The sequence below is a fragment of the Gilliamella sp. W8136 genome (genome assembly GCF_016101285.1).
Classification (GTDB): Bacteria; Pseudomonadota; Gammaproteobacteria; order Enterobacterales; family Orbaceae; genus Gilliamella; species Gilliamella apicola_N.
This window is the reverse complement of sequence record NZ_JACFQU010000005.1, coordinates 39,072-53,954: the sequence shown is the minus strand read 5'-3', so window position 1 is coordinate 53,954 and position 14,883 is coordinate 39,072. Positions and strand designations below refer to the sequence as shown.

Sequence of the window (14,883 nt, the reverse complement as noted above, 5' to 3'; positions counted from 1 at the left end):
AAAAATTATTGATACTTTTTAATAAAACTCTGATATTCATAAGGTTGTCCATCTACAGATAGTATTAAATCATTTATTATTAATGATTGATCAATATCTACTGAATAACCTAGTAATTTACTAAATAAATAGACAATATTTGAAGTATTTATCATTTTGTCATTATTTCTGTAATTTTCTATCTCTTTACAAGGAAAATCATCGTATGTTGAATATATCATTAGTGGCACTTCAAATTGATTACTAAAGTTTTTTGATTTTCTTAATAAACCATGTCCTAAATCAACAATTTCACCATGGTCAGGAGTATAAATCAAAATGAAATTATCCAGATTCACTTTTAAAGTTTTATAAATTTTTTCTATTACTCTATCTGTATGATGAATAGTTAAATCGTATTTATCTCCATTAGGTAAATCTTGCGAATCTAACTGATCATAACCAAGGTTATAAGGTTTATGACTCCCAGCTAAATGAAGAACAATAAAGTTATTCTCATTTTTTTGAAAATTAGTTTCTATTAATTTTTCTGGGAGTTGAAGATCATCTTCCAAATTTTCAATAAATGTATTGCTAAGCTTAGCAATTATTGAATATTTACTACTATGAGCGCCCGATTCTCGTGTTTTTGAAATCCAAGATGTATGGTATTTCTGTATATTTGCCATTTCAATAATATTTTTTTCTTCTAATAAAGGTAATTCATTATTCGGTTTAGCAAATGACAATAACATTGGAATTGAATCTCTTGTTATTGAAGCCGGTGAATGCGCTTGCTCTATTACACAACTATTTTTTTGTGAGAAAATTTTACTCATATTGGGTGTTGTATTCTTTTCGTATCCATAAATGCTATGTCGACCTCTATATGCGGATTCACCTAAAATGAGGATAATATTTTTATATTTCCCATAAAGCATTGATTTATTATTTATTATTGATTGATTATACCTTTCATGTTCAATTACATTAGTATATTTTTCTTTAAACCCAAAATAGGAAGTTAATAATATAGAAGTGTTTCCAATTACCATTGGATATTTCATTCGAATTGATTTATTCAGCGAAAAGAAAGGATCTATTTGAAAGTCTCTAACATGACGTTTATCTGATAAATAATAATAGAACGTATTTTTAAAAAAGAAAAAACAACAAATAAAAATTGTACCCCAATATAAAAATTTATTATTTAGATTGAGTTGAATTTTATTATAGATGGTAAAAGTAAATATTATTGAAAATAGAACTGCCGGAATTATGATAGGAAAGAGTTCTTGTAGAATCATTGTAACACTTTGCTCGGAGTCATTTTCCAAGGCCGATTTTAGAAGTGATTCTGAAATGTATCCATATTTAATACTGAAAAATAATTCAATACCTAAAATAAAGTTGAATACAAGGAATACAGAGTTTCTTATCCTGCCACATTTGTTTTTAATGAGTAGAAAAAGCAAGTATATAAGAAATGTATAACTAAAATTTTTCAAATTTTGAATGTTTATGATGTAAAAACTTATCAAAATAATTAAAAAATAAAAAACGACAAGAAATTTTTGTTTGTTTTGATGGTAAAAATCTATCTTTTTCAATTGATTGAACATAATTCCCTTATACATTTTTAAAAAGCTATTTTATTCCAAACAATTTGATTAGATAAGTTATGTAATGTTTAATTGCTTGAATTATTTTTCCTTTTTTTAAGAATTGCTTTGCATATATCCTATAATCTACAGAGCGCATTTTATTTTTATAGGATTTTAATGATTGATTGCACCAAGGAGTAAAATGTTTGTAGAAACAATAAATATTTTGGGCAATACCGGTATGCTCTTTGTACCAAATTTTTCTTGCACCCGTAAAATGCACAAAATAAGGTAATGTTTGTTTATTATGGAAAAAAGATTCTTTTTCTTGATCATTCATCCAAGTAAATAAATAATTCCATTTTACATCAATATAAGTAACTTGATTTTGTAAAACAATGTTCAGAGCATCTTGATCAGGATATGATAAATTATAATTTTGGGGCGATAATAATATTTGATTAGCTTTATTTTCAGTATCAAACTTTTTCCAATTCTCGGTATTTATGTATAAAAAACCAGAATTAAAATATTTTTCAGATGCTAAATTTAAACGTTTTTTATTTTGTAACATATTATCTGCATCTAAAGAATCGGTTGTAACAGCACACACTACGGAGTCAATATTAACATTCAAAATTGAAGAAATATCGCCAAAGCATAAAATATCCCCATCTAAATAAATGAATTTATCAACATAATCAGGCAATAATCGAGGTACAGATAAGCGAATATACATTGAGCGATTGATATGTGTTATTTTGTCGTTTTGAATATCAGGGTATTTATTCAACTCATCAATAGGAATTGAATAAAGAGTAATTGAACTGCTGATTTCCTGTAATTTGTTTTTCTCTTCTTCTGATACATCATATAGAAAAACATGAAAATGAATATTATGGTGTTTATTATTAAGTATAATTGAAGTTATAGATACACCTACATGTTCAAAATAATTTGAATCTGTACAATATACAATATTAATAATACTATTATTCATTTCAAATACTCACCAATACAATTTTTTTAATATATCATAGCTATTTATCTATTACAAAATAGTTATATAAATATGAAATTGATAGTTAATTTTTTTATCATAATTGGTTATGCTACAATAAATCAAACTTTAAATTCTCGGTATTACTAGAACATGTTAGCAGAAAATCTTTTTATCAGTAAGACTATAACATTATTTAATAACGCTCTGACAGCTTTAGAAACCTTACACATTGCATTTTGTTTTGATGATAATTATGCAATGCCTGCAGGTATTGCAATGTCATCAGTGATAGTAAATAATCCTAATAAGAATCTGGTTTTTCATTTGTTTGCCAATAATGTATCAAATGAAAAAATCGAGCGATTCAATCAGTTAAATAAAGAAAATACTTCGATAATTTGTTATGAAATTAGTAATGAATTTTCGATCAATCCTGATACCTTAGTTTTACATGTTTCTGCTTCAACGTGTCTACGATTCGTTGTTCCGCAAATCTTGAATAAAGTGACTTCTCGTGTTTTATATCTTGATTGTGATGTACTATGTACCAATAATCTTGATGAACTTGTTTCCACTGATTTAACAAATAAGTTTTCAGCCGTTGTCACTGATATTGGTAAAACACAAGAAAAGCAATGTGCGGCTTGCGATATTCCTTATGGGGAATATTTTAATGCAGGTATGATTTATATCAATACGGATATGTGGGTTGAACACAACCTAACTGAAAAAGCATTTAACATGATCAACAGCGGTAAAGTCTATAAATTTGCTGATCAAGATGTATTGAATATTTTAATGCAAGGTCAAACGGTATTTTTACCTAGACATTTTAATACCATTACTGCGCTTACCGTTGGTGGTAATGAAGATAATCTCATTGAAGCCAATACAGCTATCATCCATTATGTAACAGGTAATAAACCTTGGTATCAGCTCTATATTACACCACTTTATCAACATTATATAGCTACTTCGCCATGGGCTAATCAAAAATTATCATTGGCTAATGAAAATGCACCTTCAACCACAAGACGTTATGCAAAATTGTTAGCGAGTAAACATCAATATTTTAAAGCTTTTAAATATTACATTTTATATTTAAAACATAAAGCATTTAAAAAATAATTTATTCTAATAAATAGAAAAATGGTTTTAGTTGTATGGAAAATGATATGAACTATAGTGATAAATTTATAAAAAATACATTAGCTTTGAATAAAAAAGCACAGATAAACGAAGGTTATCATATTGCTTATTGTTTCGATGATAATTATGCAATGCCAGCTGGTTTATCTTTAACGTCTGTTATTGAAAATAACCCAAATATTGAGATTAATTTTCATTTATTTACTAATAATCTTTCGAAACAAAATTTATCTAATTTTGAAACAATAGCCAAACAACTTGATTGCTCCATAACTTGTTATGAAATAGATAGTAATTTTTCAGTAAATTCTGACACATTAGTTTTAGGAATATCAATTGCAACATGTTTGAGATTTATTGTTCCTGAAGTTTTACAAAAAATAACAAGCAGAGTTTTATATTTAGATTGTGATACCTTATGTGTTGGTAGTTTAGATTTCCTTTTCAATATTGATTTAAATAATAAAATAGCAGCGGTAGTACCAGATGCGGAGTATATGCAAAATGGCCAAGGTAAAAAGTATGGTATTCCTAATGGTGAATATTTTAATGCTGGCGTAATTTATTTTAATACATTATTGTGGAATGAAAATAAATTAACAGAAAAAACTTTTGAACTTATTAATGATGGAAACGTATATACATTTGCTGATCAAGATGTTTTAAATATTGTTATGAAAGAAAATACATTACTACTGCCTTCTGATTTTAATAATCTAACGGCTTTGACTGTAAATGGAAATGAGGACGCTAAAGTTGATAAAACGACTAAAATAATACACTATATAACTAAAAATAAACCTTGGCATCAACCTTATAGAACTGATTTTTTTGATCATTATTTTGTTAATTCACCTTGGAAAGGTATGTTATTACCTTTGTATAATGATAACAAAACCTCTTCAATTCGAGCTTATTCAAAGCTAATGTTTAAGCAAAAAAAATATCTATCAGGAATAAAGCACTATATTTTTTATTTAAAAACTAAATTGAAAAAGTGATAGTAGTTGAATAATCCTAATTTTTGAGCTTATTTTGTTTATTGATTTGAAAAATTAATCTATTTCTAACTAAGCTTTTTCTTTACCATGAATATTCTTGTATATATTTTTGCTTTCGTTATTGTTATAGTATAGATAATTATTATGATAGTTAATTGTTCAATCACATGACAATAATTTCATCTCAAATATATAATTATTTTATTTTTTCAAACATTAACTTATTTCTTAAATAAATTTTCCAGTGTTAAATACATATTGGGCTTATCTATTAATTTGGTGCATTTTAAGTGATTGATGATTTTTCAGAGAACGGCTTGCTTGCTAAAGCTATTGATGGATTTGTGGCAAGAGAGCCTCAGCGCAATATGGCGATTAAAGTTTCTGAATCGATAAAAGACCAACATTCTCTGGTGGTGGAAGCGGGAACCGGAACAGGCAAAACATTTGCTTATTTAGTGCCAGCTTTGCGTAGTGAGAAAAAAACAATTCTTTCAACGGGATCGAAAAATTTACAAGAACAACTCTTTAGTAAAGATCTACCTATTATAAAAAAAGCCCTTAATTACACAGGAAAAATATCACTCCTTAAGGGGCGAGCTAATTATCTTTGTTTAGAGCGGTTGTATCATCAATATGCAGGCGCAGGCGATCTTGATAAAGATTTACGCGTCGATCTTGTTCGAGTTAAAAATTGGTCAATTAAAACTAAAGATGGTGATATTAGTAAATGTACAACTGTAACTGAAGACAATCCTGTTTGGTCAATTTTAACCAGTACTAACGATAATTGTTTAGGGAGTGACTGCGAACATTACAATGATTGCTATGTTGTCAAAGCGCGTAAGCGAGCATTGAACGCAGATGTTGTCGTGGTGAATCATCATCTTTTTTTAGCGGATGTAGTGGTAAAAGACACGGGGTTTGGAGAACTTATTCCTAAAGCGGATGTCATGATTTTTGATGAAGCGCACCAGTTACCCGATCTAGCTTGTCACTACTTTGGCCAACAGTTAACCAGTCGGCAATTGTTCGATCTGGCTAAAGAGATCAATCTTGTTTATCGCACTGAAGTAAAAGATATGGCACAATTACAGCAATGTGCGGATAAACTTCAAAAATGCACACAAGATCTACGATTAGTCATCAGCCAACAATCACCAAAAGGGAACTTACGCTATTTATTCAATCAAAAAGCAGTAAAAAATGAGTTATCTTATCTGGTTGATGCTTTAAACTTTTGTCATGAAGTTTTATTACTAGCTGTGGGACGATCATCAACTTTAGATAATTGTTTTGAAAGAATAAATCAATACCATGCTCTTTTGAGTCGATTACAGCAGACAAATATAACAGGCTTTAGTTATTGGTATGAAAGCACTAATAACTATTTTGTTTTTGCTTTGACTCCATTATCAGTAGCTGACAAATTCACTCAATTGATTGCTGAACGTGATGGAAGTTGGATTTTTACTTCTGCAACACTATCGGTTGATAATCGATTGGACTATTTTACTAAACGTTTAGGCTTAGATAATGCAGAGTCGCTCATTCTAGAAAGTCCATTTGATTATGAAAATCAAACTATTATGTGTGTTCCACGCTATATTCCTTCACCAAATGAACAAGGGAATGCACAGAAATTAATCGATATTCTTTTGCCTGTTATTGAAGCTAATCAAGGGCGTTGTTTCTTTTTATGCACTTCCTATGCAATGATGAATGCACTAGCCAAACAATTTCGAGAATTAACTACTTTGCCGGTATTGGTTCAAGGCGAAACCAGTAAAGTTAAATTGTTGGAGCAATTTATTCATAAAGGTAATGCATTACTGATTGCGACCAGTAGCTTTTGGGAAGGTATTGATGTTAGGGGAGACACCCTCTCATGTGTTATCATAGATAAATTACCTTTTACGTCGCCAGATGATCCTCTAATTAAAGCCCGTATGGAAGATTGTCAAATGCAAGGGGGCGATGCATTTAATGAAGTTCAATTACCTGAAGCTGTAATTACATTAAAACAAGGTGTTGGGCGATTGATACGCCACCATAACGATCGAGGTGCAATTATCATTTGTGATAATCGATTAGTGATGCGAGCTTATGGTGCAACATTTATTAATAGCTTGCCACCTTCGCCAAGGACACGTGATATAAATAAGGTGATAAATTTTTTATTAGCTAAAAGTTAATTACAAAAATAAATTATTTTGGGAAAAAAATGAGTACTATTTTAGCCATTGATACCGCTACAGAAGCTTGCTCTGTTGCATTACTCTATTGTAATGAAATCACATATGATTTTAAAATTTCTGCCCGTGATCATACTAAGCAGATCTTACCTATGATTGACAATCTTTTAAAACAATCGGATTGCTCACTTTCTCAGGTAGATGCTGTAGCCTTTGGGGCAGGTCCTGGTAGTTTTACTGGTGTTAGAATTGGTATAGGTGTAGCGCAAGGATTAGCACTCGGTATTGATAAACCAATGATAGGGGTTTCAACCTTAATGACATTAGCTCAGGGGGTATATCGTACCAAACAGATAACAAATGTTATTCCTGCGATAGATGCCAGAATGAATGAAGTCTATTTAGGTCAATATCAATACATTGATGACCATTGGCAAGCAATTATTCCAGAGTGTGTCATTGCGCCAGAAAAAGTAATTGATAAAGTTCAAGATATTCGTAATGATAGTTATAGTGCTGGTACTGGATGGCAAACTTATCCAGATATGCTGAAAAATATTCACACAAGCGATATTTTGTTACCACATGCTCAGGATTTAATTGTCATAGCCAATAAGAAGTGGCAAAAAAATGAATGGGTTAGTGTTGAAAATGCTGAGCCAACCTATTTGCGTAATGAAGTTACATGGCAAAAACTGTCTGGCCGTTAAAAACAAAAAGCCACCTAATGGTGGCTAAATGAATCTCAAAAAACTATGATCGCTTACTCGCTAAATAGTCCTAAATGCTCCTTAGCATAAGCTTCAAAATCAGTGCAACCGCCAATTGGCTTTTCATCAATAAAAATTTGAGGAACTGTTTCTACTGGTTTGCCAACACTTTTAGAAAGATCTTCTTTAGTAATGCCTTCAGCATTAATATCGATATAACGATAAGAAAAATCATCACGTTCTTTAGACAGTTTTTCAGCTAACTCTTTAGCTCGAACACAATATGGACAACCTTGACGACCAAAAATTACAGTATACATTTTTCACCTCTGATAAATTATTTTTTGAATATATAGATACTATACTTGACCTTTTTAGAAAAAAAAGCAGTTAAATATAGTTGTTTTAATAGATTATATCTATTGATACTATGAGTTCATTATAAAGATCGTCTGTAAAAGAGATAACTTTAATATGTTTCTTTTTTTCGTAGTATTTATTGGGTTAATTCATTATAACGTTCCGTAACCTGAAATTTTTTATATCCTATTATTAGACTTTTATAAAAATGAAATAGTACATAACCTATTGGTTAAAAAAAATTATCAAAACGGTACAACTAAAATAAAACTAATGAGTGGAGTTGAATCTTCAAAAAATTTTTAATTGTTGTAAAAAAGTTTCAGGTTAACTATACGTTTCAGTATAAATTAGATATATATGCTTGGCAACTTCATTCATCAACTGTATTGGGTTCGTTTGGTGAGAGATTGTAACGCACACTCTATGACGATCTAAAAATATCTTTAAAAATGGTTAAATAAAAAATGCTTTAGATAAGTAATTTAAGCAACCTTGATAAGAATAGATGAATAATATCTTTTATTAACAAGTTTATTGCTACTTACACTTAAAAAATACTCTAATAAACTACAGATAAACTGTAATGACATAATAAAGATTTTTTATTATATTAATTGAGAATCAACCGCTATAATTTATTTTAATAAAAAAACTGGATACAGATATGTTAAAGAAATTATTATTGATGGTAATCATTTTTCCCGCCACATTATTTGCCGCTCAAAAAGAGTGCCCAGTTAAACCAAGCTATAACATCGCAATAACCAAAGAAAGTGTTCATATTTTCAATAAAAAAAATGATTTAATGATCAAATCTAACGGAGAAGTAGTATTTAATGAAAAAACCGTTTTACTGCAACCTCCCCTCGAAAAACAAACCCAAAAATTACAGACAGATTTGCGACGACAATTACCAAAATTGGAACAAGAAGCATTAAGCCTTTTATCAGAAGTTAAAATAACATTTGAAAATGCGATAAAAAATAAATTAGGTAACGATAATGAACTGCATCGTGAGTTAAATAAATTATATAAAAGATTAGTCAAATTACTCCATAAATCTATAACATCAGAAAGTGGTAATACTCAATTTTATTACCAAAATTTTAATAATTTAAAAAAAGATGGTGAGGATATAGGTACGCATATTTTTTATAATGTAGTAGGGGGTAGCATTATAAATTTTGATTTTTTTAAAAATTATGGCGCAATAAAACAGATCTCAAAAAATGAATGGAAAGCTCAGAAGCCTAAACTAAAAGCTTTTGATGCTCATATTTGTTCCGTTATCACTGATATTGATGGTCAATATCAACAAATATTAACTCAACTTAACCAATCAACTTATAAGTGAATAGACATTAATAAAAACTTTTGCGAAAATAACTCACTATTATCAATCCAGTTGAAGATGCACAAGTTTATGACAGCCAATATTATTGATGGAAAATTTTTAGCGAAGCAAATCAGAGATGATATTGCTAATAAGGTAAAACAACGAATTGAAAAAGGATTATCTGTTCCAGGGCTTGCTGTAGTGCAGGTGGGGTCAGATCCAGCCTCAAAAATTTATGTTAGAAATAAGCAAAAGGCCTGTGATGATGTCGGATTTGCTTCTTTTTCTTATGATTTTCCCACTTCCACAACAGAAGAGTTATTAACTCTTATTGATAAACTTAATCAACGTGATGATGTCCATGGTATTTTAGTTCAGCTTCCTTTACCAGATAATATTGATAAAACTAAAGTCCTTGAACGTATACATCCTAGTAAAGATGTTGATGGTTTTCATCCCTATAATATTGGTCATTTACTACAACGAGATCCGCTTTTACGTCCATGTACCCCTTATGGTGTGGTTAAAATGTTAGAATCAACGGGTATTAATTTAGCTGGATTAAATGCCACCGTTGTGGGAGCTTCAAGTATTGTTGGTCGCCCTATGGCACTTGAGCTTTTATTACTAGGTTGCACAACAACGATTACTCATAGTCGTACCGTGGATTTAGCTAAACATGTCAGCAATGCTGATATTGTTGTTGCAGGCGTTGGTATTGCCAATTATGTTAAAGGTGAATGGATCAAACCAGGGGCTATTGTGATTGATGTCGGTATCAATCGATTACCCGACGGTAAACTCGCTGGGGATGTTGAATTTGAAACCGCCGTTGAACGTGCAGGTTGGATAACTCCAGTTCCTGGTGGTGTTGGTCCTATGACGGTTGCAATGTTAATGAGTAACACGCTTGAAGCATGTGAAAAATTTGGCAAATAAATAGAGAATCATTCTTTTAGTTTTTGATTTGTAAGTGTAAGTTAAAAAATGCAAATAATAAGGAACATTTTATGATTATATTTCACACTTCTTTAGGTGATATAAAAATTGATACTTTTGACGATAAAGCGCCAGAAACAGTTAAAAATTTTGTTGAATATTGCCAAGAAGGTTTCTACAACAATACGATCTTCCATCGCGTCATTAATAATTTTATGATTCAAGGCGGTGGTTTTGAACCTGGTATGAAGCAGAAAAAAACCAAGGCTCCGATCAAAAACGAAGCGGATAATGGCTTGAAAAATAATCGTGGTACTTTAGCCATGGCTCGCACATCCGATCCTCATTCTGCTACTGCGCAATTTTTTATTAATGTCGTTGATAATGATTATTTAAATTATCGTTCATCAGACATTAATGGTTATGGTTATTGTGTTTTTGCGCAAGTGGTTGATGGTATGGACGTGGTTGATAAAATTAAAGAAGTAAAAACAGGGCGCAGTGGTATGCATTCAGATGTGCCTGTTGAAGATGTAATCATTAAGAGTGTAACGGTTGAATAATTCAATTCGTTATTTTATTGCCGATATTCATCTAACGGATAATGAGCCTGCTTCAGGTTATTTTAATATAACCGCAGGCTTTTTATCTTTCTTAGAGAGCCTACCTGATTGCTGTGAACTCTATATTCTTGGTGATTTATTTGACTACTGGATAGGTGATGATGTGGATTCAAAGTTACATCAACAAATTTCACTTGCGTTGCGATCACTAACAGAACGTCAAATTAAAACCTATTTTGTTCATGGTAACCGCGATTTCCTATTAGGCGAAAGATATGCTAAATCATGTAATATGACGATTTTAGCGGATATTAACTGTTTACCTAATTCATATAGTAATATCCTCTTTTTACATGGTGACTTATTATGCACGGATGATCCACAGTATCAAAAATTTCGTAAGATCATGCATAAAAAATGGTTACAAAAACTTTTCTTGAAACTTCCGCTGTTTATTCGTTTAAAGATTGCAGGCAAATTGCGACAAAAGAGTAGTTTACACAATCAAATTAAATCAGAAAGTATTATGGATGTGAATCAACAAGCTGTTGAAAAGATGATGAGTAAATATAATGCCAATATTATGGTACATGGTCATACACATAAGCCAGCGACACATCAATTTTTAATTGATGGTAAACCTGCTAGTCGATTGGTATTAGGTGCTTGGCATGATGGCGTATCTTACATTAAACAAGACAGTAATTGTGATACGTTGCAGCTTTATAACCACTCTTTTAAATAATCACTTTGTAAAATGTTTTGAGTTTCCCCATGAGCCAGTAATTTTCCCTGTTCTAAAATAACCACATAGTTCGCTATACGTTTAACTTCATTAATATTATGAGTGACATAAATGATCGGCATTTTTAACTCGTTAACTAATATATCAATGTAGCTTAATAGCTCTTTTTTTCTTGGCATATCTAATGCCGATAATGGCTCATCCATTAATAATAATTGGGGATTGGTTAATAACGCCCGACCAATTGCCACTCGTTGTTTTTCACCACCAGATAACATCGCCGGGTAGCGTTTTAATAAGTGGTTAACGTTGAGTACTTCAATAATTTCATTGAATTTTTGTTGATTAATCTTCTTTGCACCATAAGTGAGATTCTTTAATACTCTCAAGTGAGGAAAAAGTAAAGCATCTTGAAAAACAGTACCAATATTCCTTTGTTCTGGGGGAACAAAGATATTTTGTTTAGTGGCAACTAATGTCACATTATTGAGTGAAATTTTGCCTTGATCCGGTTTAATCAAACCATTTATTAAGTTTATTAATGTTGATTTTCCCGCACCTGAAACACCTAAAATAGCTGTCACACCTTGACAGGGAATGGTTTGCTTGAATTCAAAGGAAAAAGTGGCCAATTGTTTAATAACATCTATATTTATCATCATTTATTGTTCCAATAATTTCCTTTTATGCCAGCGGTTTAACATTTCTGATAAAAATAGCGCAACCAACGATAGCGCAATTGAAATAATGCAAAGTCTTAAAGCTGCATTTTCTCCATTAGGCATTTGCAATAATGTATACATTGCCAGGGGGAGGGTTCTCGTTTCACCTTGAATATTCGATACAAATGTAATAGTAGCCCCAAATTCGCCAAGACAACGCGCGAAACCTAGCACTGTGCCCATTAAAATACCAGGAAAAGCCAAAGGCAGTGTGATTGTCATAAAGACTCGTAAAGGGTTTGCACCTAATGTCCGTGCGACATTTTCCAAACGTGAATCAATCGATTCTATTGCTAAACGAATTGAGCGAACCAGTAATGGAAAAGCCACCACAGCAGAAGCTAATGCAGCACCTTGCCAGTTAAAACTAAAGCTAATATTCAAATAGTGGTTTAACCAATTACCGATGATACCGTTACGCCCCATCGTTAATAGCAATAAATAACCAAGTACTACCGGCGGTAAAACTAAAGGCAAATGTATAATGCTATCAAAAAGCGATTTCCCATAAAATTGACATCTGGCTAAAATCCAAGCGGTTAAAATACCAATAGGCAAACTAAATAAAATGGCTGCTCCAGCTATTTTTAGACTAAGTAGCAATGTTTGCCATTCATATACGGTCATTATCATAATAATTCGTTGCTATTTTGTTACAAATCCGTATTTTTCAAAAATCATTTTTGCTTGTGGTGATTTTAAATATTGGTAAAAATCGTTTGCTTCTGGTTTTAATAAAGTAATGGGATACTCAATAGAAGTAAAAGTTTCGGTAGGAAAGATACCAACAATTTTTACTTTATCACTTACTTTTGCATCAGTACTATAAACAATACCCAGTGCTGCTTCATTACGTTCAACCAACATCAATGCATCACGAACATTACTCGCAGGGGCAAATTGTGGTGCAAGTTTGTCAAATACACCTAAATGAGTTAATGACTCTTTAGCATAAAGCCCCGCTGGAACATGATCGGGATCACCTATTGCTATCCTTTCTCCTTTAGGAAGGATCTCATTCCAATTGGTATTCATGTTAATGTCAACTTTGTCTAGTTTTGATTGTGCCGGTGCAATCAAAACTAATGCATTTTTGAGTAAATCTTCTTTATCTTTAATTAATTTATTTTCAATAAGGTAGGTCATCCATTTTTGGTCGGCCGACATAAAAATATCGGCAGGAGCACCTTGTTGAATTTGCTTGGCTAAAACCGAAGATGAAGCAAATGAAAAAACGACTTCAACATTTTTATGATCTGCTTTATATTCTGAAGCGATATCTTGCATCGCATTCGTTAATGACGCAGCTGCAAATACCGTAACTTTTTCAAGTGCCTGTGCTGTAAAAGTGAATATTAAAGTCGTTAAAGCAAAAATTAATATAGAGATTTTTTTCATTCTATTCCTCACTACCAAAGATAATTGATCGTAATTAGTTAATAATGTACGTTATGATTATTTTACTAATGCTCAATGTTTTTTATTTAGAAAATATGAAAACTGAATCATAGTGTAAAACATAGTAACATTTCGTTATATAAAATAAAACATATCGATGTAATCGAGCGTATTGATAATAAACAAATACATTAGCAAAAATCTAATTTTGTATCACTTAGGTAATAAGGTTGTTAGGATAGAATTTATCTAATTGATTTATCAATTTTCTTTGCCAAAGAAAGAATTATTTCTCACAAATTTTGTAGGAAGCAATAAAAGGGTCTACAATACCTAAATTGTTTTTTAATAGAGCTATTTTAAAGTTTATCAAGGTATACAAATGATCCTCTCGCCCGATATTTTGTTAACACTCAATTTGAACCAACAACTCTTTATTGATCCAAGGCGTATTGCTTTACTCAAAGCCATTGAAAAAACAGGTTCATTAAGCCAAGCTGCCAAACAAATAGGGTTGAGTTATAAAACGGCTTGGGATGCAATAAGTGAAATTAATAGACTGACAACCAAGCCTTTTTTAATTACCGCAACTGGTGGTAAAAATGGTGGTGGTACTAAATTAAGTTCCTATGCAGTAAGATTTATTCAACTTTACGATCTTTTAACCCACTTACAACATAACGCTTTTAATATATTAAATGATGATAATGTACCTCTAGATGATATTTTAAAAGCTACCGCAAGATTATCATTACAAACCAGTGCTCGAAATCAATTGTATGGTAGTGTTAAACACATTGAAACAAACCATGTTGCCGGATATGTTACGGTTAAATTAAGCGATAACCAAACAGAATTAAAAGGTTACATCACTCAACAAAGTATTGAAAGATTAAAGCTAAGTGTGGATAAAACGGTACTTCTGCTAATCAAAGCCCCCTTAATTGAGTTAAATGATGCCAATGAAAATAGTTTATCAGTTAAGGTTGAAACCATAAAAACCGATGGTGAATGGACTGAAATTGAATTTACATTGCCATCGGGTATAAAACTTTATGCAAGTAAATTAACCCAAGAAGTCAAGCAGTATGATTTATACAAAGATAAACCGCTAACAATATCAATTCATCCTCAGCATATTATTGTTGCCACATTAGTTTAGTAAAACGAGGTCAT

15 protein-coding genes are annotated in these 14,883 nt (G+C 31.2%); 9 read left to right on the top strand and 6 right to left on the bottom strand.

All coding sequences use genetic code 11. From position 1 onward, the window contains the following. Positions 1–5 precede the first annotated feature (5 nt). Positions 6–1,286: a phosphoethanolamine transferase gene (locus H3T96_RS04115; RefSeq protein ID WP_186279228.1), complete on the bottom strand. Its 1,281-nt coding sequence runs from the start codon at positions 1,284–1,286 to the stop codon at positions 6–8. 340 nt (positions 1,287–1,626) lie between these two features. After that, positions 1,627–2,583: a glycosyltransferase family 8 protein gene (locus H3T96_RS04110; RefSeq protein WP_144091671.1), complete on the bottom strand. Its 957-nt coding sequence runs from the start codon at positions 2,581–2,583 to the stop codon at positions 1,627–1,629. A gap of 153 nt (positions 2,584–2,736) precedes the next feature. Between H3T96_RS04110 and H3T96_RS04105 the strand changes: the two genes are divergently transcribed. From H3T96_RS04105 to tsaB, 4 genes are all read left to right on the top strand, one after another. After that, positions 2,737–3,714: a glycosyltransferase family 8 protein gene (locus H3T96_RS04105; RefSeq protein WP_144091672.1), complete on the top strand. Its 978-nt coding sequence runs from the start codon at positions 2,737–2,739 to the stop codon at positions 3,712–3,714. A 47-nt stretch (positions 3,715–3,761) separates the two neighbouring features. Further along, positions 3,762–4,736: a glycosyltransferase family 8 protein gene (locus tag H3T96_RS04100; protein WP_186279229.1), complete on the top strand. Its 975-nt coding sequence runs from the start codon at positions 3,762–3,764 to the stop codon at positions 4,734–4,736. 290 nt (positions 4,737–5,026) lie between these two features. Continuing rightward, positions 5,027–6,931 (top strand): ATP-dependent DNA helicase, encoded by a 1,905-nt coding sequence (locus H3T96_RS04095; protein ID WP_144091674.1) that lies wholly within the window; start codon positions 5,027–5,029, stop codon positions 6,929–6,931. A 29-nt stretch (positions 6,932–6,960) separates the two neighbouring features. Next, the gene (tsaB, locus tag H3T96_RS04090) at positions 6,961–7,641 is read left to right on the top strand and encodes a tRNA (adenosine(37)-N6)-threonylcarbamoyltransferase complex dimerization subunit type 1 TsaB (RefSeq protein WP_144091675.1); all 681 of its coding nucleotides are present in this window, start codon (positions 6,961–6,963) and stop codon (positions 7,639–7,641) included. 53 nt (positions 7,642–7,694) lie between these two features. Here tsaB and H3T96_RS04085 read toward each other — a convergent pair whose 3' ends face one another. Continuing rightward, complete coding sequence (locus H3T96_RS04085) at positions 7,695–7,961, bottom strand: GrxA family glutaredoxin (protein ID WP_025314989.1); 267 nt, start codon at positions 7,959–7,961, stop codon at positions 7,695–7,697. A 707-nt stretch (positions 7,962–8,668) separates the two neighbouring features. Between H3T96_RS04085 and H3T96_RS04080 the strand changes: the two genes are divergently transcribed. The 4 genes from H3T96_RS04080 (at position 8,669) to H3T96_RS04065 (ending at position 11,587) form a co-directional block, all read left to right on the top strand. Continuing rightward, positions 8,669–9,358 (top strand): DUF2884 family protein, encoded by a 690-nt coding sequence (locus H3T96_RS04080; RefSeq protein ID WP_144091676.1) that lies wholly within the window; start codon positions 8,669–8,671, stop codon positions 9,356–9,358. Positions 9,359–9,427: 69 nt separating this feature from the next. Further along, the gene (gene folD, locus H3T96_RS04075; RefSeq protein ID WP_144091677.1) at positions 9,428–10,279 is read left to right on the top strand and encodes a bifunctional methylenetetrahydrofolate dehydrogenase/methenyltetrahydrofolate cyclohydrolase FolD; all 852 of its coding nucleotides are present in this window, start codon (positions 9,428–9,430) and stop codon (positions 10,277–10,279) included. A 71-nt stretch (positions 10,280–10,350) separates the two neighbouring features. Continuing rightward, positions 10,351–10,842: a peptidylprolyl isomerase B gene (gene ppiB, locus H3T96_RS04070; RefSeq protein WP_086327286.1), complete on the top strand. Its 492-nt coding sequence runs from the start codon at positions 10,351–10,353 to the stop codon at positions 10,840–10,842. Next, a complete protein-coding gene (locus H3T96_RS04065; RefSeq protein WP_198248591.1) occupies positions 10,835–11,587 on the top strand; it encodes a UDP-2,3-diacylglucosamine diphosphatase in 753 nt (250 codons plus the stop codon). The genes ppiB and H3T96_RS04065 overlap by 8 nt, the downstream gene beginning before the upstream one ends. Here H3T96_RS04065 and modC read toward each other — a convergent pair. From modC to modA, 3 genes are read right to left on the bottom strand one after another with little or no spacing between them, the layout of a single operon-like run. Then, the gene (gene modC / locus H3T96_RS04060) at positions 11,566–12,249 is read right to left on the bottom strand and encodes a molybdenum ABC transporter ATP-binding protein (protein WP_144091678.1); all 684 of its coding nucleotides are present in this window, start codon (positions 12,247–12,249) and stop codon (positions 11,566–11,568) included. The genes H3T96_RS04065 and modC overlap by 22 nt on opposite strands. Then, positions 12,250–12,942, bottom strand: a complete 693-nt coding sequence (gene modB / locus H3T96_RS04055; RefSeq protein WP_144091679.1) for a molybdate ABC transporter permease subunit — start codon at positions 12,940–12,942, stop codon at positions 12,250–12,252. 12 nt (positions 12,943–12,954) lie between these two features. After that, complete coding sequence (gene modA, locus H3T96_RS04050) at positions 12,955–13,719, bottom strand: molybdate ABC transporter substrate-binding protein (RefSeq protein WP_186279230.1); 765 nt, start codon at positions 13,717–13,719, stop codon at positions 12,955–12,957. A gap of 370 nt (positions 13,720–14,089) precedes the next feature. Here modA and H3T96_RS04045 point away from each other — a divergent pair, with 370 nt between their 5' ends. Beyond that, entirely contained in the window at positions 14,090–14,869 is a 780-nt protein-coding gene (locus H3T96_RS04045) for a TOBE domain-containing protein (RefSeq protein WP_144091681.1), read from the top strand. Positions 14,870–14,883 lie beyond the last annotated feature (14 nt).

Coding starts and splice junctions, on each gene's coding strand:
- H3T96_RS04115 (WP_186279228.1), bottom strand. CDS start 1,286: ATGATTCTACAAGAACTCTTTCCTATCATAATTCCGGCAGTTCTATTT.
- H3T96_RS04110 (WP_144091671.1), bottom strand. CDS start 2,583: ATGAATAATAGTATTATTAATATTGTATATTGTACAGATTCAAATTAT.
- H3T96_RS04105 (WP_144091672.1), top strand. CDS start 2,737: ATGTTAGCAGAAAATCTTTTTATCAGTAAGACTATAACATTATTTAAT.
- H3T96_RS04100 (WP_186279229.1), top strand. CDS start 3,762: ATGAACTATAGTGATAAATTTATAAAAAATACATTAGCTTTGAATAAA.
- tsaB (WP_144091675.1), top strand. CDS start 6,961: ATGAGTACTATTTTAGCCATTGATACCGCTACAGAAGCTTGCTCTGTT.
- H3T96_RS04085 (WP_025314989.1), bottom strand. CDS start 7,961: ATGTATACTGTAATTTTTGGTCGTCAAGGTTGTCCATATTGTGTTCGA.
- H3T96_RS04080 (WP_144091676.1), top strand. CDS start 8,669: ATGTTAAAGAAATTATTATTGATGGTAATCATTTTTCCCGCCACATTA.
- folD (WP_144091677.1), top strand. CDS start 9,428: ATGACAGCCAATATTATTGATGGAAAATTTTTAGCGAAGCAAATCAGA.
- ppiB (WP_086327286.1), top strand. CDS start 10,351: ATGATTATATTTCACACTTCTTTAGGTGATATAAAAATTGATACTTTT.
- modC (WP_144091678.1), bottom strand. CDS start 12,249: ATGATGATAAATATAGATGTTATTAAACAATTGGCCACTTTTTCCTTT.
- modB (WP_144091679.1), bottom strand. CDS start 12,942: ATGATAATGACCGTATATGAATGGCAAACATTGCTACTTAGTCTAAAA.
- H3T96_RS04045 (WP_144091681.1), top strand. CDS start 14,090: ATGATCCTCTCGCCCGATATTTTGTTAACACTCAATTTGAACCAACAA.